The sequence below is a fragment of the Pseudomonas sp. ASL9 genome, from assembly GCF_056680335.1.
Window position 1 is genome coordinate 2,060,329 of sequence record NZ_CM155277.1, and the last position, 20,202, is coordinate 2,080,530.

Below are 20,202 nucleotides of genomic sequence, written 5' to 3' on the forward strand. Positions count from 1 at the left end.
CGCCCGGTTGCCCTTCCATCGTGCAGCGAACATCTTTGAAAACGACCACGCAAACGATCAAATAGGCACGAACGTACATGAATGCGACATTCTTGTACGCTCGTACCACTGTTTGACGCTTCCTTGACGCCACCGTCTTGCTTTGGGTACGGCCCCTGCATAAGTATCAGCAGGGGCGACTCACGAGGTCGCGCCCTCTATCTAAAAAAATGACAACAACTGAGGCCACCATGCTCAAAAACGCGGTCATTCCGTTTTTACTCAGCGCAGGTTTGATCGCCAGCGCTCCCTTCGCCCAAGCAGCTACCAATCTGGTGTTTTGCTCCGAAGGCAGCCCTGCCGGCTTCGACCCTGGCCAGTACACCACCGGCACCGACTTCGACGCCTCAGCCGAGACCATGTTCAACCGCCTGAGCCAGTTCGAACGCGGGGGCACCGCAGTGGTTCCTGGCTTGGCGACCAGCTGGGACATCTCCCCTGACGTCTTGACCTACACCTTCCACCTGCGTGAAGGCGTAAAGTTCCACACCACGCCATACTTCAAGCCAACGCGTGACTTCAATGCCGATGACGTGCTGTTCACGTTCAATCGCATGCTCAACAAAGACGATCCGTTCCGTAAAGCCTACCCAACCGAGTTCCCGTACTTCACCGACATGGGCATGGATACCAACATCGCCAAGGTCGAGAAAATTGACGACCACACCGTCAAGTTCACGCTCAACACGGTCGATGCCGCGTTCATTCAGGACATGGCCATGAGCTTCGCGTCCATTCAGTCTGCTGAATACGCCGCGCAGTTACTCAAGGAAGGCAAGGCTCAGGACATCAACCAGAAGCCGATTGGCACGGGTCCGTTCGTGTTCAAGAGCTACCAGAAAGACTCGAACATCCGTTACACCGGCAACAAGGATTACTGGAAGCCTGAAGACGTCAAAGTCGACAACCTGATCTTCGCCATCACCACCGACCCGTCGGTGCGTATGCAGAAGCTCAAAAAAGGCGAGTGCCAGATCACCCTGTTCCCGCGCCCAGCCGATCTTAAAGTGCTCGAAGCGGACAAAGAGTTGAAAATGCCTCACCAGGCGGGTTTCAACCTTGGCTACATCGCCTACAACGTCATGGACAAGATCAAGGGCAGTGACGAGCCGAACCCGATGGCCCAGCTGAAAGTCCGTCAAGCGCTGGACATGGCGGTGAACAAACAGCAGATCATCGATTCGGTTTACCAGGGCGCAGGTCAATTGGCCGTCAACGCCATGCCGCCAACCCAATGGTCGTATGACACCACCATCAAGGATGCGGGCTACAACCCTGAGAAAGCCAAAGCACTGCTCAAGGAAGCCGGTATCAAGGAAGGCACCGAAATTACCCTGTGGGCGATGCCGGTTCAGCGTCCGTACAACCCCAACGCCAAGTTGATGGCCGAGATGCTCCAGTCCGACTGGTCCAAGATCGGCATCAAAGCCAAGATCGTCACGTATGAATGGGGCGAGTACATCAAGCGCGCCAAAGCGGGTGAAAACGGCGCGATGCTGATTGGCTGGAGCGGCGATAACGGTGACCCGGACAACTGGCTGGGTACGCTGTTCGGTTGCGACGCCATGAATGGCAATAACTTCTCGAAATGGTGTGATAAACCGTACGACGCCATCATCAAGCAAGCCAAGTCAACACCGGATCAGGCCAAGCGCATTGAACTGTACAAACAGGCGCAACACCTCCTCAAAGACGCAGTGCCGATGACCCCTATCGCGCACTCCACCGTCTACCAACCTATGCGCAGCAACGTGCAGGACTTCAAGATCAGCCCGTTTGGTCTGAACTCCTTTTACGGTGTGAGCGTTAGCAAGTAAGGGTGTTGTCACTGCGCTGTTACACACGGCGCAGTGACATCCACTTCCGGGACTTATAGAAACTCACGTCAGTTGGGTAACTGCCTAATCAGCAGTTACCCACACTATCTAGGTATGTTTCCTACAAGCTCTGAAGCACTCAGGACTATTTACTGGACAGCCTGACGAACCTATCTTCGAGGCTTACGGTTTTGCTATTGGCGAACATAACTGAGTGATCGAGAACACGTCTGGATCACGGATGTTCCGTCGTCGCTTGTTCGATAGTTACGCTGGGGCGAGATCTTCGCTCCCGGCAAAGCCATTCCGGCGATTTGATGTCTTGCATGCACAAAGACATTTAACCGCCCAGTAACCGTGTTCCATCAAAGCCAGATCACCCATAAGACTGGCCCTTATAAAAGTAGTAAAGGGAGCTTCAAATTGTGAGAAAGACCAGTACAGCTCTATTAGCCGTGTCCATTACCACCTTGGGCGCCATGGCTCACGCAGAAAACGCCAGCCAGGCGTTCATCCCTACCACGCTGAGTACCAGCAACGCTCAAGACGACGCCAAAGGCTTTATCGAAGACCAGCGTCTGAGTGGTTCCACCCGAAACTTCTACGCACTTGAACGCAGCACGCGCGCCGACCTCTTCAGCTATCAGAAAGACGGCCAAAAAGTCCCTACCAACCGGCGTGATACCTGGACCCAAGGCACGATCCTCAACTACACCTCGGGGTTCACCCAAGGCACGGTCGGAATCGGCACTGAAGTCGCCGTTTACAACGAAGTCGCGCTTGAGGCAGGCCACGCCCGTATCGCGGGAGGCGGAAGCCGTACCCTTACCAACAGCAACGGTGACGCCGTCGACCAGTGGAGCAAAATGGGCCTGGGCAACGTCAAGGCGCGTATTTCCAACAGTGTTTTGACCGTCGGCCGCCAGTCCGTGAATACGCCGGTCATCGCCTACATCGGCAACCGTGCCCTGCCATCGAGCTTCAACGGCTTCAGCCTGCTCAGTGAAGAGTTCAACAACCTGTCGTTTCAGGCGGGCAGCTTCGACCGCGTATCGCCGCGTACCGAAGAGAGCATGACAAAGTTCAGCTCCTCGTACGCCACCACCTCCGCCACCGCGGACCGTTTGAGCATGGCCGGCGTCGACTACAAACCGTCCAAAGCGCTGACTGCCAGCTTCTATGCATCGGACCTGGAAGACTTCTGGAAGCAGTACTACGTCGGCATCACTCACGATCTGGGTGACACCTCGATCGTGGGCCTGACCACCGGGCTCAACTATTACAAAACCAAAAATTCAGGCCAAAGCAAGCTTGGGGCGATCGACAACGACACCTACAGCCTATCGTTCACCGCCACTCACCTGGCGCACAGCCTGACCCTGGCGTACCAGAAAGTACAAGGTGACGAGTTTTTCGACTACGCCGCCGAAACCAACGCCATCTTCCTGGCCAACTCCTTGCTCTCGGACTTCAACGGACCGAACGAGAAGTCGATCCAGATTGGTTATGTCCTGAACATGGCCGAGTACGGCGTACCAGGTCTGAAATTCAACGTCTACGAGGCTCGAGGCTTCGGCATCGACGGGACCCACTACACCGGCACCGCCTACGACGTGAAAAAAATGGATGGCGAAAAACACCAGGAATACGGGATCGGCACCAGCTACACCCTGCAGGATGGTCCGCTCAAAGCCAGCACCTTTCGCGCGACCTATACCACCCACCGCGCATCGTCGAACCAGGTTGATGGCAGCCTGAACGAATTGCGGCTCGTGACCACGATTCCATTCAACATTCTTTAAATCGCCGATAGGGCCTTGTGCGGCTGAAGCCCGGAGCAATCCGTAATCAGCCGCACAGGTCTTCACCGTTTATATGTTTACGGAGGGTCTATATGAAATTGCTTTCTCTACGAACCTCAATTGCGCTGGCGCTGCTCAGCGTCGCCGTCAGCGTTTCATCCAAACCCCTGGTGGTCTGCACCGAGGCCAGCCCTGAAGGTTTCGATATTGTGCAGTACTCGACTGCCGTCACGGCCGACGCCTCGGCAGAAACTATTCTCGACCGTCTGGTAGCGTTCAAACCCGGCACCAGCGATACCACACCGGGCCTGGCCGAAAGCTGGGACATCAGCCCGGACGGCCTCAGTTACACCTTCCATTTGCGCCATGGGGTGAAGTTCCAGACCACCGATTATTTCAAGCCGACGCGCGCGATGAACGCAGACGACGTGCTGTGGAGCTTCCAGCGCCAATTGGACCCGAAGCACCCATGGCATGCTAAATCGATCATCGGCTTCCCCTATTTCGAGAGCATGGGCTTCAACGAGCTGCTCAAGCGCGTCGAGAAACTCGACGATTACACCGTCAAGTTCACCCTGTCCCGTCCTGAATCCCCGTTCCTGCGCGACTTGGCGATGCCCTTCACGTCGATCTATTCCGCCGAATACGGCGATCAGTTGCTCAAGTCCGGTAAAACCGGCGAACTGAACAGCAAACCTATCGGCACCGGCCCGTTTATCCTGGTTCGCTACGTCAAAGACGCGCAGGTCCGCTTTAAAGCCAACCCTGATTATTGGAAGGGGACCGTGCCCAGCGAAGCGCTGATTTTCGCCATCACCCTGGACAACAATACCCGCCTGCAAAGACTCAAGGCCAACGAGTGCCAGATCGCGCTTTATCCAAAACCTGACGACATTGCCAGCATCAAGGCTGATCCCAATCTCAAGATTGACGAGATGGAAGCCATGATGACCAGCTACATTGCTATCAACACGTCGCACAAATACTTGAGCGATGTGCGTGTTCGTGAAGCGATCAATATGGCCTTCGACAAAAAAGCCTATATCCGGGCGTTGTTTGGTGAAGGCAAGGCCACTGAAGGGGTAAACCCCTATCCACCCACGCTTCTCGGCTACGCTACAGACGTCCAGAACCCGCCTCGTGACCTGGTCAAGGCCCGCGCACTCTTGAAAGAGGCCGGTGTCCCAGAGGGGCAAGTATTCACCCTGTTCAGCCGTAACGGTGGGGCCGTCACCAACCCTAATCCGCTGGTCAGCGCACAGATGCTGCAATCGGATCTGGCGCAGGTGGGCATCAAGGTGGATATTCGGGTTCTGGAATGGGGCGAGATGCTTAAGCGCGCTAAAAACGGCGAACATGACATGGTGTTCGCAGGCTGGGCAGGTGACAACGGTGATCCGGATAATTTCCTGACCCCAAACCTGAGTTGCGACGCAGCAAAAAATGGTGAAAATTACGCCCGCTGGTGCAACAAGGCGTTCGAAGAGGCCATTTCCAAGGCGCGCGAGAAGACCGACCCCATAGAACGGGCCGCACTCTACGAGCAAGCCCAGCACATCTTCCACCAGGAACAACCGTGGATAAGCTTGGCCCACCCCAAACTTTTCACGGCCATGCGCAAGAATGTCGAGGGCTATCACATTAGCCCGCTGACCAATAACAACTTCGCCACCACTCAAGTGAAGTAGATAAAAACACCGGTGCCACTCGTAACCCGAGTTTCACCGGGACACGCCTAACCGGCTGATGAGGTACACCAGAAGATGTTTAGTTTTATTGCCCGCCGCGTGGGGTTGTTGATCCCCACCTTCTTCGGCATCACCCTGCTGACCTTTGCCTTGATTCGCTTGATTCCGGGCGATCCGGTTGAAGTGATGATGGGGGAACGCCGGGTCGATCCGGTAATGCACGCCCAGGCCATGGAACGTCTTGGTCTGAACAAGCCCCTTTATGCGCAGTACCTCGATTACGTCGGCAAGCTCGCCCACGGCGATCTCGGCGAATCGTTGCGTACGCGCGAAAGCGTCTGGACGGAGTTCACCGCGCTGTTCCCTGCCACGCTGGAACTGGCGTCTACAGCGCTGATCTTCGCTGGCATCCTCGGCCTGCTGGCCGGCGTGATCGCGGCACTCAAGCGAGGGTCCCTGTTCGACCATGGGGTCATGGGCATCTCCCTCGCGGGGTATTCGATGCCGATCTTCTGGTGGGGCCTGATCCTGATCATGTTCTTCTCGGTGACGCTCGGCTGGACCCCCGTGTCCGGGCGCATCGACCTGCTGTACGACATCCCGCCGAGAACCGGCTTCATGCTGATCGATACGTTGCTCAGTGATGAGGCAGGCTCGTTCCTCGATGCCCTGCATCACCTGATCTTGCCGGCCATCGTGCTGGGCACCATTCCATTGGCGGTAATCGCCCGAATGACCCGTTCTTCGATGCTCGAAGTGCTCCGTGAAGACTACGTGCGTACTGCCCGAGCCAAAGGCTTGTCGCCAGCACGCGTGGTGTTCATCCACGGCCTGCGTAACGCATTGATCCCGGTATTGACTGTGTTCGGCCTGCAAGTCGGCACGCTGCTGGCGGGTGCGGTACTGACCGAAACGATTTTCTCCTGGCCCGGTATCGGCAAGTGGCTGATCGAAGCCATTGGCGCCCGGGACTATCCCGTGGTGCAAAACGGCATCCTGTTAATCGCCTGCCTGGTGATTCTGGTCAACTTCGTGGTGGACATCCTCTACGGCTTTGCCAACCCACGCATCCGTCACCAGCGCTGAGATCATCCTAATGAGCACACCTACTTCCGTGGTAGCAGTCGATCAAAGCCTGCTCTACCCCTCGCCGTACAAAGAATTCTGGCAAGCATTTGCGCAGAACAAAGGCGCCGTTGCCGGCCTGATGTTCATGACCTTGATCGTGTTCTGTGCCCTCTTTGCCCCGTGGGTCGCACCCCATGATCCCACTGAGCAATACCGAGACTTCCTGCTGACCCCGCCGGTCTGGCTTGCAGGCGGCCAATGGCAATTCCTGCTTGGCACCGACGAATTGGGCCGCGACCTGCTGTCGCGGTTGATCACAGGTTCGCGCCTGTCGCTGCTGATCGGCTTGTCCTCAGTGGTCATATCGTTGATCCCGGGGGTTCTGATGGGCCTGCTTGCCGGGTTCTTCCCGCGCATTCTCGGCCCGTCGATCATGCGCCTGATGGACGTCATGCTGGCCCTGCCATCGCTGCTGCTGGCTGTTGCCATTGTCGCCATTCTTGGCCCTGGCCTGATCAACACCATCATCGCAATTGCCGTCGTGTCCCTGCCTTCGTACGTGCGTCTGACCCGTGCTGCCGTCATGGGCGAACTGAACCGCGATTACGTCACTGCGGCCCGTCTGGCCGGTGCCAATCTGCCGCGTTTGATGTTCATCACCGTGCTGCCCAACTGCATGGCGCCGCTGATCGTACAAGCGACATTGAGCTTTTCCTCGGCGATTCTCGATGCCGCAGCCCTGGGTTTCCTCGGTTTGGGCGTGCAACCGCCAACCCCTGAGTGGGGCACGATGCTGGCCTCGGCGCGTGACTACATCGAACGTGCCTGGTGGGTCGTAAGCCTCCCCGGTCTGACCATTTTGCTCAGCGTGCTGGCAATCAACCTGATGGGCGACGGGCTGCGCGATGCGCTGGACCCGAAACTCAAGAATGCCGCCTGAGGAGATTCGCATGTCACTTTTAGAAATCAAGAATCTCAACGTACGCTTCGGCGACGCCAAGGCTATACCGGTTGTCGACGGTCTGGACCTCAACGTGGAAAAAGGCGAAGTACTGGCCATTGTCGGCGAATCAGGTTCCGGTAAATCGGTCACCATGATGGCGCTGATGGGCTTGATCGATCCGCCTGGCGTTGTCTCAGCCGACTCTCTGAGCTTCGATGGCCAGGAGTTGCTCAAGCTCAGTGCCCGTCAGCGTCGGCGCATCATTGGCAAAGACATGGCGATGGTCTTCCAGGACCCGATGACCGCACTTAACCCCAGCTATACCGTGGGTTTCCAGATCGAGGAAGTGTTGCGTCAGCACTTGAAACTGTCTGGTAAAGCCGCACGCCAACGCGCACTGGAATTGCTTGAGAAAGTAGAAATCCCCGGCGCCGCCAGTCGTTTGCATGCCTACCCGCACCAACTGTCCGGCGGCATGAGCCAACGCGTGGCCATTGCCATGGCGATTGCTGGCGAACCGAAACTGCTGATCGCCGATGAACCGACCACCGCGCTGGACGTGACCATTCAGGCACAGATCATGGACCTGCTGCTGAGCCTGCAAAAAGAGCAGGACATGGCACTGGTGCTGATCACCCACGACTTGGCCGTGGTCGCCGAAACGGCCCAGCGCGTGTGCGTGATGTACGCGGGGCAAGCCGTTGAAATAGGTCAGGTGCCGGGGCTGTTCGACGTCCCCGCTCACCCTTACAGCGAAGCCTTGCTGGCCGCGATCCCCGAACACAGCATGGGCGCCGAGCGTCTGGCGACCTTGCCGGGCATGGTGCCAGGGCGTTATGACCGACCTCTGGGCTGCCTGCTATCACCGCGCTGCCCATACGTGCAAGACAACTGTCGGACACAGCGTCCAGGCCTGGACTCTAAAGCCCATAGCCTTGCCCGCTGTTTCTACCCACTGAATCAGGAGCTGGTGTTATGAGCGTCGTTCTTACCGCCCGCGACCTTACCCGTCACTACGAAGTATCCCTTGGCCTGTTCAAGGGTCATGCCTTGGTTCGGGCCCTTAACGGTGTGTCCTTCGAGCTTGAAGCTGGCAAGACCCTGGCGGTGGTCGGTGAATCGGGCTGTGGCAAGTCCACCCTGGCGCGCGCCCTGACGCTGATCGAAGAGCCCTCCTCCGGCTCGCTGAAAATTGCCGGGCAAGAAGTTACCGGTGCCAGCAAAGCCGAACGCAAACAGATGCGACGCGACGTGCAGATGGTGTTCCAGAGCCCTTATGCATCGCTTAATCCACGGCAGAAAGTCGGTGACCAGTTGGGTGAGCCGTTGCTGATCAACACCAACCTCTCACGTGCCGAGCGCCGTGAAAAGGTCCAGGCAATGATGCAGCAGGTCGGCCTGCGTCCGGAGCATTACCACCGTTACCCCCACATGTTCTCTGGCGGCCAGCGCCAACGGATCGCCCTGGCGCGCGCCATGATGCTACAGCCCAAAGTGTTGGTGGCCGATGAACCCACCTCCGCGCTGGACGTATCGATTCAGGCACAGGTTCTCAATCTGTTCATGGATTTGCAGAAAGAGTTCAACACCGCGTATGTGTTCATATCCCACAACTTGTCGGTGGTGCGTCACGTCGCCGACACGGTGCTGGTGATGTACCTCGGGCGTCCGGCGGAGATGGGGCCCAAGGACGAAATCTACAACCGGCCACTGCACCCTTACACCCAGGCGCTACTGTCGGCGACCCCGACCATTCACCCGGATCCGCTGAAGCCGAAGATCAAAATCGTCGGTGAACTGCCCAACCCGCTCAACCCGCCAAGCGGCTGCGCCTTCCACAAGCGCTGCCCCTACGCGACCGAACGCTGCACCACCGAAGAACCGGCCCTGCGCCTGCTGGACAACCGCCAGGTTGCCTGCCATCACGCAGAGCAGTTTCTGGTGTGATCTGATGGCGGTGTGCCAAACACACCGCTGTTCGCAGGCAAGCCTGCTCCCACAGATGTTGTGTCTCATGCAGCATTGGCTGCGACCGAAATCCTATGGGAGCTGGCTTGCCTGCGAATCTTTGAGTCAATACACATCCCGCCGATACCGGCCCTGTTCGACCAAGCGCTCGACCTCTTGTGCCCCCAGCACGTCGACCAGCACATCTTCGACACCCATCGCCATGCCTTGCAGGCTGCCGCAGATATAAATCACCGCGCCTTCAGCCAACCACTTGCGCAACTCGTTCGCGGATTCACGCAACCGATCCTGCACATAGATTTTCTCGACCTGATCGCGCGAGAACGCCAGGTCCAGTCGTGCCAGATCGCCCGTTCCCAGCCAGCCTCGCAGCGCTTCCCGGCAAAAAAAATCATGAGCGATGTTGCGCTCGCCGAACAATAACCAGTTGCGCTGCTGCCCTTGGGCGATACGCGCTTTAAGCAAACTGCGCAGGCCCGCCAGCCCCGTGCCATTGCCCAGCAGGATCATCGGCACCGGCTCGCGTGGCAGGTGAAAACTGCTGTTACGGCGCAGGCGCAGGCTGATGGACGCGCCGAGCGAGGCCTGTTCAGTCAGCCAGCCTGAACCCAGCCCAAGGCTGCCGTCTGCATGCACTTCCTGACGGACGATGAGTTGCAGGCTGCCGTCCGCCGGAATCGACGCGATTGAATATTCGCGCACGACAGCACTGTCAGGCGGCAGCACTTCCACCAGATCGCCTGCGTCCCATGCCTGCGCGCCGGGAGGGGTCAAACTCAGCAGAAACACTTTCGCCCCTCCACTCCCGGGGTTCAGCAACTCACGCTGGCTCAATGTCCAACGGCTGAACACCGGCGCCTGCCAAGCCGTCGACGGCGCGCTGCCTGTCAATTCCCCGAGTTGCCGTTGCCACTGCTGCAGCGCGACGCTATCAGCACTGTCGACCTCAATCGGCGCGAACAGCGTAGTGCCGCCGCGCTCGGCCAACCAGCCATGCAGGCGTTTGGCGAAACCGCAGAAGTGTTGATACTGGCGGTCGCCCAGCGCCAGCACGGCATAGTTCAGGTTACTCAGCGACAACGGCTGACCGAGCAACATGCGCTCGAAGCCTCGGGCACTGTCCGGAGCCTCCCCGTCACCGAAGGTACTGACGACAAACAAGGCGTTGTGGCTTTGGTGCAAATCCTGCGCTGTGACGTCCGCCAGGCGTTGCACGCGCACCGGCAACCCGGCCGCCTGCAACTGCCCGGCGGTCTGCCACGCCAGCTGTTCAGCAAAACCGCTTTGGCTGGCGAAGCAGATCAACCACGAGGGGGCATCGCTGACCGTACCGGCATCACTCGCCAACCCGACGCTCGCAGCGTTGATCTGGCGTTTTTTGCGCCGTCGGTCCAGGTACAGCAACCACCCTGTGATGAAGAACAGCGGCATCATCAGCGCTGCGACCGACATCACGACCCGCCCGACGATGCCGAAATAGCTGCCCACATGCAGTGCGTAATTGCTGATCAACACCTGTGCGCTGAAGCTTTTTTCGGCATAGCGGGAAACGGCGCCGACCTTGCCAGTAGCAGGGTCGAGGGTGATCTGGTTCAGCGCCCGCGGATGCGGCGAGTCGTTGAGCAGGTAATAAACCGTCGCGGGCTGACCCGCAAACGGTGGCAGGCGCAAGTTCCAGCTACTCAGTTCCGGGCCTGCGATGTTTTGAATGCTGCGCCACACCGCAACGTAATCCACCGTCGGCAACGGACCGTCTGGTACCGGCTGCCCACGACCTGAGCGACCGCCACCCCCCTTGCGCTGCTCGCCAGAGGCCGTGCCGCCCAACAGCTTAGTCACGCCGTTGCTGTACCAATCGTAGGACCACATCAGGCCAGTCAGCGCTGACACCAGATAAAACACCAGGCACCACGTGCCAAAAACCGAGTGCAAATCCCATTTGAAACCACGGCCTTTTTTCGCCCAGTCCAGGGTCAACCACGTGCGCCAGTTCAAGGCCTGACGCGGCCAGCGCATATAAAGGCCCGACAGGCAGAAAAAAATCAGAATCAAGGTGCAGGCACCGGTGATCTGCTTACCCAACTCGCCCAACACCAGCGTACGGTGCAGTTGCAGGATCAGATCGAAAAAATCCTGCCCGAAGACATCTCCCTGCAATTGGCCGGTGTAGGGATCGAAGTAATTCAGTTCGCCACGACGCTCTCCCGGTGTCGGCGTGAACGCCACGCGGGCCGCCTTGTCACTGTCGGCATCGACCCACAGCGAAGCGACCACCTTGCCGGTCTGGGCTTCGAGCTTGCTCACCAGTTCAATCGGTGGCAAAACCCCTGAAGGGCGTTGTTCAACACGCAACACCTCCGGGTTGAACACATCCAATAGCTCGTCCTGAAACGAACTGATCGCCCCCGTAATGCCCATCAAGGCCAGGATCAGACCGGCGCTGATGCCAAAGAACCAGTGCACCTGAAACAGGGTTTTCTTCAACACCTTGGCTTTCCTCCCTCACCCGCTGCGGCGCATTATGCGCCCAAACAGTAGGAATTCTCATTTGCACAGGCAAAAGCCCCGATCACGTGAATGAACGGGGCTTTGAATAACCATTGCTTAGAAGTGGAAATTGACACCCATCAACGCAGTACGACCTGCGGCAACGTGCGCGTAGTGCGTCTGGAACACCTGATCGAAATAACGCTTGTCGGTCAGGTTTTGCATGGTTACGGTTTTTTTCTGGTTCGAGATCTGCGTTGTTGGCCGCGAGTTCCAGGCCACCGTTGCCGCTGGTTTCACCGGCCGGAGGAAATTTGAATTTCCTCCGGGTGAGTGGCGAGGCCTTGTTGCAGGCTGAGCATCCAACGCTGCGGGCGTTGGCCCGCGATTATTACCAGCGCGCCGCAGCACTAGGAGATGAGTCCGACACTCTCGAACATAACGTTTAACTCAACGCGCGCCCCCTTCGTATCGTCTCACTGGCAAGTCCCTGTCAATATCCATGCTTAGCTCTACCATGCCTTACGAAGGGTATGCAGATAGGTACCGAGTACATTCGCCTGGATCGCAAATCGCTCGGCACGTTGACTCACCACTTCGGCGCTGTTGGGGAGGTTGCTATCCACGAACTTAGACAGCGCCACTCCAATTTTAGTGATTTCCTGGACATAACGCGCTTTATGTTCATAGACCCCCTCTGCCGTTGTGAGTTGCTGGATTCGCGTGGACGACGTCTCGATCCGATCCTCCAGATCAAACACCTTGTTACGCCGCTCTTTCAACCGCTCCTGAATCACGCTCCGGGCTTGAATCAAGTGGGTGTAGTTTACGGCGTCGTTGGCCAACCCCAAGATATTGATCACACCCTTAATGCCCGCCTCAATTGAGCCAAGCACCGGGTTTTTCGGATCAATTTTTGTCAGTTCCTCAAGGCTTTCAACCAAGGGTTTCAATTTATCGAAAAACGTGAGTTTCTCTATCTCATTGATCGCAGGCTTTAGCAGCTCTGCATTAGCTTCAAGTGCAGCGATCGCCTCTCTTTCGACCGTGAGCAGTGCTTGACTGGCTTCGACCGACTGCTTTAACTCAAGCAGTCGGTATTTATTGTCGCTCAGCCTAGCGGCATTGAGGTTTGTTATACGATCATCCAGATCGCTCGCGTACTGTTTAACGGTCGAAACGCTCTGATCCATCAGCCCGGATACTTCTTTGGAGTATTCCTCAATCGCAGCCTTGACCTCCTCGGTCGATGCTTGCTTATTGAGCTTCTCAAGGGCCTTGAAGAGGACGTCCATGTCCTCATTCTCTAACGCGATGGGCACCCCCGTGAGTACATTCAGCGTGTATTCATCGGTCAGGCTGATTTCTTTGCGCAAGCCTAGAAGTTCGTCTTTCAAAACAGGAAGATAAATATTACCCAGCGCAATGACATGATGATCAATTTCGGCCCTGCTGGAGCGGATGATGTCCAGGTCGGGTTGAGGAAGCTGATAAGGTGTATCTAACAGGTGAACAGTCATAAAATTCTCTATTGAATAGGGGGTTCGACAGGGTGTAGCAATGGCAGCCATAGACGGCTTAGGACAATAATATTTAACGTTCAGCCGTTACATTATTAAAGGCGGTCAGTAAGTCCTGCGCCTGTTTCCGTATACTGATCCAGCTTGAAATGATGCTCTCGAGACGGGTAACGAAAATCACCAGGTAGGTGGCGTCGGTAATACCTTCCAACTTCCGATAAGAGGAATCGATATACCCTTGAATCAACCCCCACATGCTCTCAAGATTGGACGCGCTACCTGAAGCACCATCGATTCGAATTTTCAAATCCTGAAGGCTGGTTTCGAAGCCGATAAGGGAGCTTAGTAAGGTGTTGCGGGCGGAAATCTGCTGTTCCAGCACTTGCTTTTGAGTTATTAACTGGTCTATCTCTGCGGCCGTTGCCGCCGCCTTGGGCCCATAAATCGAAGCACTGATTGCAAGACCGACCGGCCCCCACCAAATCCCCAACCATTTATAGTCAGAGTAAGTCTCGTAGGTGGCCAGTTTTTCGGCAATGAGCAGGTTGATGATGTTGACCTCTGCCGCAAGCCTGGCTATTTCTTTGTCATTGCCGTTACTGGCACACAACGCAATCTTTAAACCCACCGCCGGGGCGATACGATCCTTCAACGTGTCTTTAAAATCGGAAATTTTTACATTCACGTCGGTGGTCGTTTTACTGTGGTGCTGGAGGGCGGTTCTTAAATCACTGACCAGTGCCAGCAAGGTCGGGATTTTTTTCTTGTCACCCTCGCCCAAGCGCACTTCAGGAAGCTTGTCGATCTCTTCGGGCGTCAGATCGCCGACCTTCCCGACGGTAGACTGGTAACCTTCAAGACCTTTGATAAAGGTCGTGATTGCACCGCCGCTACTTTCCAGGTCTTCCGAAAAAACGACCAGACTGGTACCAACGGTTTTCATGTCGGTTTCAATAGCCGACCAGGCTCCCGCGTGCTTTTTAATGTTCTGGTAGAGGGCTTGCATATCACTCGGTTCAAGACCGGGGATATCAATTTTTTCATAGCCCAATAACTGCTGCACCTGAGCTAGCTCGATGGGAAGTTCAAGACCCGTCTCGACGTATCTTTTTATCCGCCGAACATCTTCGTTAGTGACCAATAACCCGGGGGACCGAATAACGTCTGGATGACTGCCGGAAGCAGCCATCATAAAACGCTCGCTGACCGCGCCTACTTCTTCAGCGGACACTTCCGTTGCACTTGAATTGAGCATAATCGAATCCTTGATTATTGGGGGATGACGCTTTTAAGCGCTCATTTAAAAAGTAGCAGAGCACTCACCCAATAGACAGTTAAGGAAATCGACACACCCTGTAGGAATACAACGCCATGCACTGACTACTTTCTCACCTGTATAAAAAAAGACCCGTGATCGCTCATGGGCCTTTCAGGTGAAACGAACAGCAATTACACGTAATAAGACTTCAGTGGCGGAAAGCCATTGAACTCAATTGCGCTGTAACTCGTGGTGTAGGCGCCGGTGGACAGCCAGTACAGGCGGTCGCCGATGGCCAGGTTCAGTGGCAGGCCATACTTATAGTTCTCGTACATGATGTCGGCGCTGTCGCAGGTCGGGCCCGCGATGACCACTTCTTCCATCTCGCCGTTCTTCTCGGTCCAGATCGGAAACTTGATGGCTTCGTCCATGGTTTCGATCAGGCCGGAGAATTTGCCCACATCCGTATAAACCCATCGCTCGACGGCCGTGCGCGACTTACGCGCCACCAGCACCACTTCGCTCACCAGAATGCCAGCGTTGGCGATCAGCGAACGGCCTGGCTCCAGAATAATTTCCGGCAAGTCGTCGCCGAAATCTTCCTTGAGGAAACGGATGATTTCTTCAGCGTAGGTTTCCAGGCTGTTGGTACGAGTGATGTAGTTGGCCGGGAAGCCGCCACCCATGTTGATCAGCTTGAGAGTGATGCCGTCTTCTTCTTTCAGACGCTCGAAGATCACTTTGACCTTGGCGATGGCCGCGTCCCACACACTGATATCACGCTGCTGCGAACCTACGTGGAACGAGATGCCGTAAGGCACCAGGCCCAGTTCACGCGCGAGGATCAGCAGGTCCATGGCCATGTCGGTCTGGCAACCGAATTTGCGCGACAGCGGCCAATCAGCAGTGGTCGAGCCTTCGGTGAGAATGCGCACATAGACTTTCGAACCCGGCGCGGCCTTGGCGATGTTGCGCAGGTCGGCTTCAGAGTCGGTGGCGTACAGACGCACGCCCTTCTCGTAGAAGTAGCGAATGTCTTTGGATTTCTTGATGGTGTTGCCGTAGCTGATAAGGTCCGGGCCAACGCCCTGGCTCATGACCTTGTCCAGCTCGTAGATCGAGGCGATGTCGAAGTTCGAGCCCTTATCCTTAAGCAGATTGATGACTTCCACCGCCGGGTTGGCTTTGACGGCGTAGTAGATCTTGGCGAAATCAAAGCCAGCGCGCAGGTCATCGTAGGCCTTGCTGATCATCTGGGTGTCGATGACCACGAACGGGGTTTCTTGCTTGTCAGCGAACGCCTTCATTTTGTTGAAGGTATCGCGCGCGAAATAGTCTTCGACCTGGATCGTCATGCTGGGAACTCCTACTGGCAAACTAAATTAATCAATGGGTGCAAATGAACGTCCTCCGTGTGTATCCCCACTTTGGTTCGCCTACTTCCCAAGGCATGTCCGCCGAAAGCAAAAAAGGTCAACCGGGCCCTGCGGGCTTCTGGGTGACCTTGCTGTCTCGTCGTCAGTACTTGAGCCGGATGGATCGTTTCCAGCATGGACGTTCGGCGCGAACTTTAGGACTTGAGAGGCTTGAGATCAACAAAAAATGTCGCGTTTTTACACACGTCCGTCGCCAAGCAAGGATCACTGACGTATGTAACGGACCGATGTGACAGCCAGATGTTCCCCGAGCAGAGATTTTCAGGGAGACCGAATCGCTTCTTCGCGAATGAATTCGCGATATAGATGCCTCAGACTGCCGCAGCCCGAACTCAGGTACTCCGCAACCGATTCCCGGGTGACTTCCCCGAGAAATACCCGCTCGGCATCCATCACCGATTCACGCCCATCATCCAGGAGCTCTCAAAACGGGATGCAATCCGTTATGAACCCTGCAACGCGTAAAAACCGTCACAGTTCCTTCGCGAATGAGTTCGCTCACAGGAAAAACGATTTACTCGACCAGCAGCGTTGCTTAATCGCTAAACCTGACATTTCTGACAGTAGACGGGCTGAATACTGACGCGCTAAATCAACGCTCTAAACTGAAAAATATCAAGGTATCGATCATGAACACGAGGCGTGATGATGATGTGAGTTCGACTTCAACCAATAGTGGATATTCAAACGTTAACGTCCGAGTCATTGGGCAGGGTACAGCCGAAGATCATCGGATACGACAAGCCAGGTCCCGCAGGCACAGCGAATATCAACCCACCGGTATTTACGTGACGAAAGGCGAACGCCTGGAAATTAGTGCTTATGGTTCACCCATGAACGTTGTTGCGGTCATCGGCGTTCCAGAAATCGAAACGCCGACCTATTACGCTTTGCCTTCTGAATTCAACATTATTGAGGCAACCAATACAGGTTTGTTGAGCTTCATCAATCAAAATAAGGTTGGACATATAGATCTCCTTATCAGCTCTGTGAACGCCAGGGTTCCCACTTTCGAGTTGGGCGTGACCAGCAATGACGACTGGGCCCGACAAATGATTGAATACAGTAACGCGCCTATCGTGCAACTCACTGGCCAGCGCGCAATCATTGTAGTTCGTTACCTGAGCGCTAAAAACCACCTGAGTAACCCTGAAAAACTGATGGCCTACTATGATCAGTTCATCCAATATCAAGACGTTTTGTCAGGCATTTGCCAACATGGCACAGCAGACTACGCAATCGACCCCAACAAACTATTCTACGTGGAGGCCGACCGTCTTTTTATGTTCGCCGCTGATGGTCACATGGGGTTCACAGGCCCAACCGCGCTGAGCGCATTGTTATCGAGCGATACCGCTAACGGTTGGGGCCCTTGGCATGAAAGTGGTCATCAACGACAACTTACCCCAATGACCTGGACTTCAGGCTCAGGAATGACCGAGGTGACGGTCAACCTCTACTCCATGGCAGTACAAGAAGCTTTTGATGGGCGCGCCAGTCGCATAGATGAATATTACCCTGTGATGAAGGAGTACCTTAAAAATAACCATAGAGCGTTTAACGATATACCTGTTGTATTTCACAAGCTGGTCATACTGTGGCAATTGCGCTTGACCTTCGGTAGTTCTTTTTATCCTCAGCTGCATCAACGATATCGAATGCTGCAAGACAAACCGACTGAGAACGAAGATAAAATTCAGCGTTTTATGGTTGAGACTTCCCTCCTGAGCCAATTTGATTTAACTGTTTTTTTTGACAGATGGGGGCTCTACCCCAACCACCAGACCCTGATGGACCTTGAGCACCTGCCTCCGCTCGCTCAACCCATCTGGGAAACGGACGCGACACACTCATTTCCTATTCCAATGCCCTATCCTGAGTACATCCCCGAACGGGCCTATCTATTATCCAGCGTGCGGATGGGGGAACTTGAAGAAATCCTGAATTTCATCGTTCGTAAAGAATGGTACTTGCCTTATCGATACGAGGTGTCGGTTAACGGCAAAGTTGTAGCGTCTATAGACAACGGCGTTTGTGATAACTGTACGGCGTACATTCAAGCACCCGAGGTTTTCGTATTAGTACCCGGCCCCTTGGCGGTACATGACAGAGTGGAGATCTTTGTCATTTTGGAAGGCGAGAGATATTTAGCGGCGGCAGGGAGCCGGTCTCATGAATGGCTGGTTTCAAGTCTTAACGCCCTGTTCACCGATGAGCGCCAGATCGAGATCACCCCCTCAGTGACACAAACCCAACTCAGCAATCTATTTAGCGAGCTGGAGCGATACGCCATCAATCAGAGCCTCATTCAGCGCTTTCACCGCGCCCAGTTGTTATTCCTGAACAAAACCCTCGGTCGCGTTTCAATCACCTCGAACGGCATCGACGTGCATCTGCCCAACCTGCGGTTCAAAGACTATACCTATACACTTGGAAATGAGGTCGATGCGTTTTCAACACTCGCCTTCGGAGTACCGACATCCTCAACGTTAGTGGATAACGTGTGGAGCTTACGTATTTCAGTCGACAACACTACCAAAGCATTGGTTCGAGTTACCTTAAATTCAGGCCATGTTTATACCCTGTTTTCGGGCACGTTGACGGAGGATGTAATTGGTCGCCCAATCCGGGAGCTGTTCACCGATGACTCCATGACGGCGTTAAAGCCGAATGTCGGGCAGGTAACTATTGATGCATTGCGCCCTACAGTGGACGGCGATCTGAATATCTCACCCACCAACAGAGCAACCTTCCGGGAACAACTCTACATCGCCCAACACCTGTTGCTATCCATGACCATCGGCAACGTTACCGAGAGCGTCGATATGTTAAGCGTCTCCTTCCCCAATGATAACTTCAAGCACTATCGATACTATTTCTACAAGAATGATACTTACTGCTCGGAGGTTAACGAAGGCGCTGCTTTTTACTCCAGTGTGTCAAATCGCCTCTGGAGGACTTCTGTGAAGATAGATGATCAGGATACCTGCAAGGTCTTAGTGGTTCACAAGGGACTGCAATACGTGCTTTATCAAAACGACTACCCGAAAAAATTCAGTGGCGGCCAAGTCAAGGCGCAACGACAGGCCATCACTCAATGCGCAGTGGAAGACTTCGCAAAACCGTGCGGTTGCCATGAGCAATAAGCGTTGCCAACGGGGATAGAATCGTTGGCAACTGTGTAGTTTCAGCTGGAATCCGCAGAAGCTGCCGCCAGGCTACGAGCCTGGCGGTGGCGGCTCAGGAAGCAACTTGCTCCGCTGGCGACACAATGCTGGTCTTGCCACCCCGCGAACGGCCCGAACTCAGGTACTCGGCAATCGATTCCTGGGTCACCACCACATAACGACGGTCGAGTTCGTCCATCAATTCCAGCGCTTCGGCCACCGGGGTTTCCGTGCTAACGGATGGCGCGTTGTCGGCAGCATCTTCGGCACGCACCAGCAGCAGGCGTTTGAGGGTGCTGTCCTGACCCACGAAGTTGCTGACAAAGTCGTCTGCTGGATGCGCGAGCAAGGTGTCCGGGTGATCGAACTGAATCAATTTGCCCGCGCGGAAGATAGTGATTTTGTCGCCGAGCTTGATCGATGAGTCCTACACAACTAATGACACACTCAATAAAACACAAACTACATGCATATTGATTTCGCAACCCGGTACGACCACTTCGACGAGTTCCAACGTGAACGGTTAATATTATGAGGAAAGTATTGTAGGAAGATTTGAATAATCTCTGTAGGACAAGTCCTGATAATTCTTACTAGAACAAACGCTACCTAGAGGGTAATTGACGACGTGCTTCGCAAATATTAAAAGCGTAAGTAGATTGAGCTTGCTTTCAGATGCATTGCCGTCTAGCTTCAAACAAGCCTAATGTGGGCTGAAGTAAAAACGGAAGGTATGCATATGAACGAAAATAAGGAAAGCACGCTTGAAGACATGGACCTCATCGAGGAAAACGCAAGCACTTCACCGACGTACACCTCGGTGATACTTACCGACTATGAAGCTGTGGCGGGGAAAACAGCGCCGGAATTTTAAACGTAGCAGCGGCCCGACGTAAGTCGGGTCAGCTTAAATCGTGCGGTGACTTATGAGCCATCAAAAAATCAAGCCTGGCGTCTGGGTAATGGACGACTTGGGATTACTATTTTTTCATAATGGGAACGGATTTTT

The 20,202-nt window shown here is 55.1% G+C and carries 14 protein-coding genes and 2 pseudogenes; 10 read left to right on the forward strand and 6 right to left on the reverse strand.

The genetic code is table 11. From position 1 onward, the window contains the following. The first annotated feature begins 230 nt into the window (after window positions 1-230). The 7 genes from AC1ME2_RS09620 (at window position 231) to AC1ME2_RS09650 (ending at window position 9,304) form a co-directional block, all read left to right on the forward strand. Window positions 231-1,856 (forward strand): ABC transporter substrate-binding protein, encoded by a 1,626-nt coding sequence (locus tag AC1ME2_RS09620; RefSeq protein WP_480440708.1) that lies wholly within the window; start codon window positions 231-233, stop codon window positions 1,854-1,856. A gap of 425 nt (window positions 1,857-2,281) precedes the next feature. Further along, on the forward strand, window positions 2,282-3,658 hold the full coding sequence (locus tag AC1ME2_RS09625) for an OprD family porin (RefSeq protein WP_480440710.1): 1,377 nt from the start codon (window positions 2,282-2,284) through the stop codon (window positions 3,656-3,658). Between the two features lie 92 nt (window positions 3,659-3,750). Then, entirely contained in the window at window positions 3,751-5,346 is a 1,596-nt protein-coding gene (locus AC1ME2_RS09630) for an ABC transporter substrate-binding protein (protein ID WP_480440711.1), read from the forward strand. 75 nt (window positions 5,347-5,421) lie between these two features. Further along, complete coding sequence (locus AC1ME2_RS09635; RefSeq protein WP_480440713.1) at window positions 5,422-6,432, forward strand: ABC transporter permease subunit; 1,011 nt, start codon at window positions 5,422-5,424, stop codon at window positions 6,430-6,432. Between the two features lie 10 nt (window positions 6,433-6,442). Further along, window positions 6,443-7,354: an ABC transporter permease subunit gene (locus AC1ME2_RS09640; RefSeq protein ID WP_480440715.1), complete on the forward strand. Its 912-nt coding sequence runs from the start codon at window positions 6,443-6,445 to the stop codon at window positions 7,352-7,354. 10 nt (window positions 7,355-7,364) lie between these two features. Then, a complete protein-coding gene (locus tag AC1ME2_RS09645; protein WP_480440717.1) occupies window positions 7,365-8,336 on the forward strand; it encodes an ABC transporter ATP-binding protein in 972 nt (323 codons plus the stop codon). Further along, entirely contained in the window at window positions 8,333-9,304 is a 972-nt protein-coding gene (locus AC1ME2_RS09650) for a peptide ABC transporter ATP-binding protein (RefSeq protein ID WP_480440718.1), read from the forward strand. The genes AC1ME2_RS09645 and AC1ME2_RS09650 overlap by 4 nt, the downstream gene beginning before the upstream one ends. A 126-nt stretch (window positions 9,305-9,430) precedes the next feature. Here AC1ME2_RS09650 and AC1ME2_RS09655 read toward each other — a convergent pair whose 3' ends face one another. Continuing rightward, window positions 9,431-11,812, reverse strand: coding sequence for a PepSY domain-containing protein (locus AC1ME2_RS09655; protein ID WP_480440719.1), 2,382 nt, complete (start codon window positions 11,810-11,812; stop codon window positions 9,431-9,433). A 117-nt stretch (window positions 11,813-11,929) separates the two neighbouring features. Then, window positions 11,930-12,043: pseudogene (locus tag AC1ME2_RS09660) on the reverse strand (hypothetical protein); the annotation flags it as partial. An 83-nt stretch (window positions 12,044-12,126) separates the two neighbouring features. Here AC1ME2_RS09660 and AC1ME2_RS09665 point away from each other — a divergent pair. Next, window positions 12,127-12,261: a hypothetical protein gene (locus AC1ME2_RS09665; protein ID WP_480440720.1), complete on the forward strand. Its 135-nt coding sequence runs from the start codon at window positions 12,127-12,129 to the stop codon at window positions 12,259-12,261. 63 nt (window positions 12,262-12,324) lie between these two features. Here AC1ME2_RS09665 and AC1ME2_RS09670 read toward each other — a convergent pair whose 3' ends face one another. From AC1ME2_RS09670 to AC1ME2_RS09680, 3 genes are all read right to left on the reverse strand, one after another. Beyond that, complete coding sequence (locus tag AC1ME2_RS09670; RefSeq protein ID WP_480440722.1) at window positions 12,325-13,332, reverse strand: alpha-xenorhabdolysin family binary toxin subunit B; 1,008 nt, start codon at window positions 13,330-13,332, stop codon at window positions 12,325-12,327. Window positions 13,333-13,405: 73 nt separating this feature from the next. Further along, window positions 13,406-14,587 (reverse strand): alpha-xenorhabdolysin family binary toxin subunit A, encoded by a 1,182-nt coding sequence (locus tag AC1ME2_RS09675; RefSeq protein WP_480440723.1) that lies wholly within the window; start codon window positions 14,585-14,587, stop codon window positions 13,406-13,408. A gap of 194 nt (window positions 14,588-14,781) precedes the next feature. Next, window positions 14,782-15,945, reverse strand: a complete 1,164-nt coding sequence (locus AC1ME2_RS09680; RefSeq protein WP_480440724.1) for a type III PLP-dependent enzyme — start codon at window positions 15,943-15,945, stop codon at window positions 14,782-14,784. A gap of 710 nt (window positions 15,946-16,655) precedes the next feature. Between AC1ME2_RS09680 and AC1ME2_RS09685 the strand changes: the two genes are divergently transcribed. Beyond that, on the forward strand, window positions 16,656-19,172 hold the full coding sequence (locus AC1ME2_RS09685) for a M60 family metallopeptidase (protein ID WP_480440726.1): 2,517 nt from the start codon (window positions 16,656-16,658) through the stop codon (window positions 19,170-19,172). Between the two features lie 94 nt (window positions 19,173-19,266). Here AC1ME2_RS09685 and AC1ME2_RS09690 read toward each other — a convergent pair. Then, window positions 19,267-19,620, reverse strand: a pseudogene (locus tag AC1ME2_RS09690) (hypothetical protein); the annotation flags it as partial. A gap of 312 nt (window positions 19,621-19,932) precedes the next feature. On the opposite strand from AC1ME2_RS09690, the gene AC1ME2_RS09695 reads away from it, so the two are divergent. Next, window positions 19,933-20,067 carry a hypothetical protein gene (locus AC1ME2_RS09695; RefSeq protein WP_480440727.1) on the forward strand — a complete coding sequence of 45 codons (135 nt, stop codon included), beginning with the start codon at window positions 19,933-19,935 and terminating at the stop codon, window positions 20,065-20,067. The last annotated feature ends 135 nt before the right edge of the window (window positions 20,068-20,202 follow it).

Coding starts and splice junctions, on each gene's coding strand:
- AC1ME2_RS09620 (WP_480440708.1), top strand. CDS start 231: ATGCTCAAAAACGCGGTCATTCCGTTTTTACTCAGCGCAGGTTTGATC.
- AC1ME2_RS09630 (WP_480440711.1), top strand. CDS start 3,751: ATGAAATTGCTTTCTCTACGAACCTCAATTGCGCTGGCGCTGCTCAGC.
- AC1ME2_RS09635 (WP_480440713.1), top strand. CDS start 5,422: ATGTTTAGTTTTATTGCCCGCCGCGTGGGGTTGTTGATCCCCACCTTC.
- AC1ME2_RS09640 (WP_480440715.1), top strand. CDS start 6,443: ATGAGCACACCTACTTCCGTGGTAGCAGTCGATCAAAGCCTGCTCTAC.
- AC1ME2_RS09645 (WP_480440717.1), top strand. CDS start 7,365: ATGTCACTTTTAGAAATCAAGAATCTCAACGTACGCTTCGGCGACGCC.
- AC1ME2_RS09650 (WP_480440718.1), top strand. CDS start 8,333: ATGAGCGTCGTTCTTACCGCCCGCGACCTTACCCGTCACTACGAAGTA.
- AC1ME2_RS09670 (WP_480440722.1), bottom strand. CDS start 13,332: ATGACTGTTCACCTGTTAGATACACCTTATCAGCTTCCTCAACCCGAC.
- AC1ME2_RS09675 (WP_480440723.1), bottom strand. CDS start 14,587: ATGCTCAATTCAAGTGCAACGGAAGTGTCCGCTGAAGAAGTAGGCGCG.
- AC1ME2_RS09680 (WP_480440724.1), bottom strand. CDS start 15,945: ATGACGATCCAGGTCGAAGACTATTTCGCGCGCGATACCTTCAACAAA.
- AC1ME2_RS09685 (WP_480440726.1), top strand. CDS start 16,656: ATGAACACGAGGCGTGATGATGATGTGAGTTCGACTTCAACCAATAGT.
- AC1ME2_RS09695 (WP_480440727.1), top strand. CDS start 19,933: ATGAACGAAAATAAGGAAAGCACGCTTGAAGACATGGACCTCATCGAG.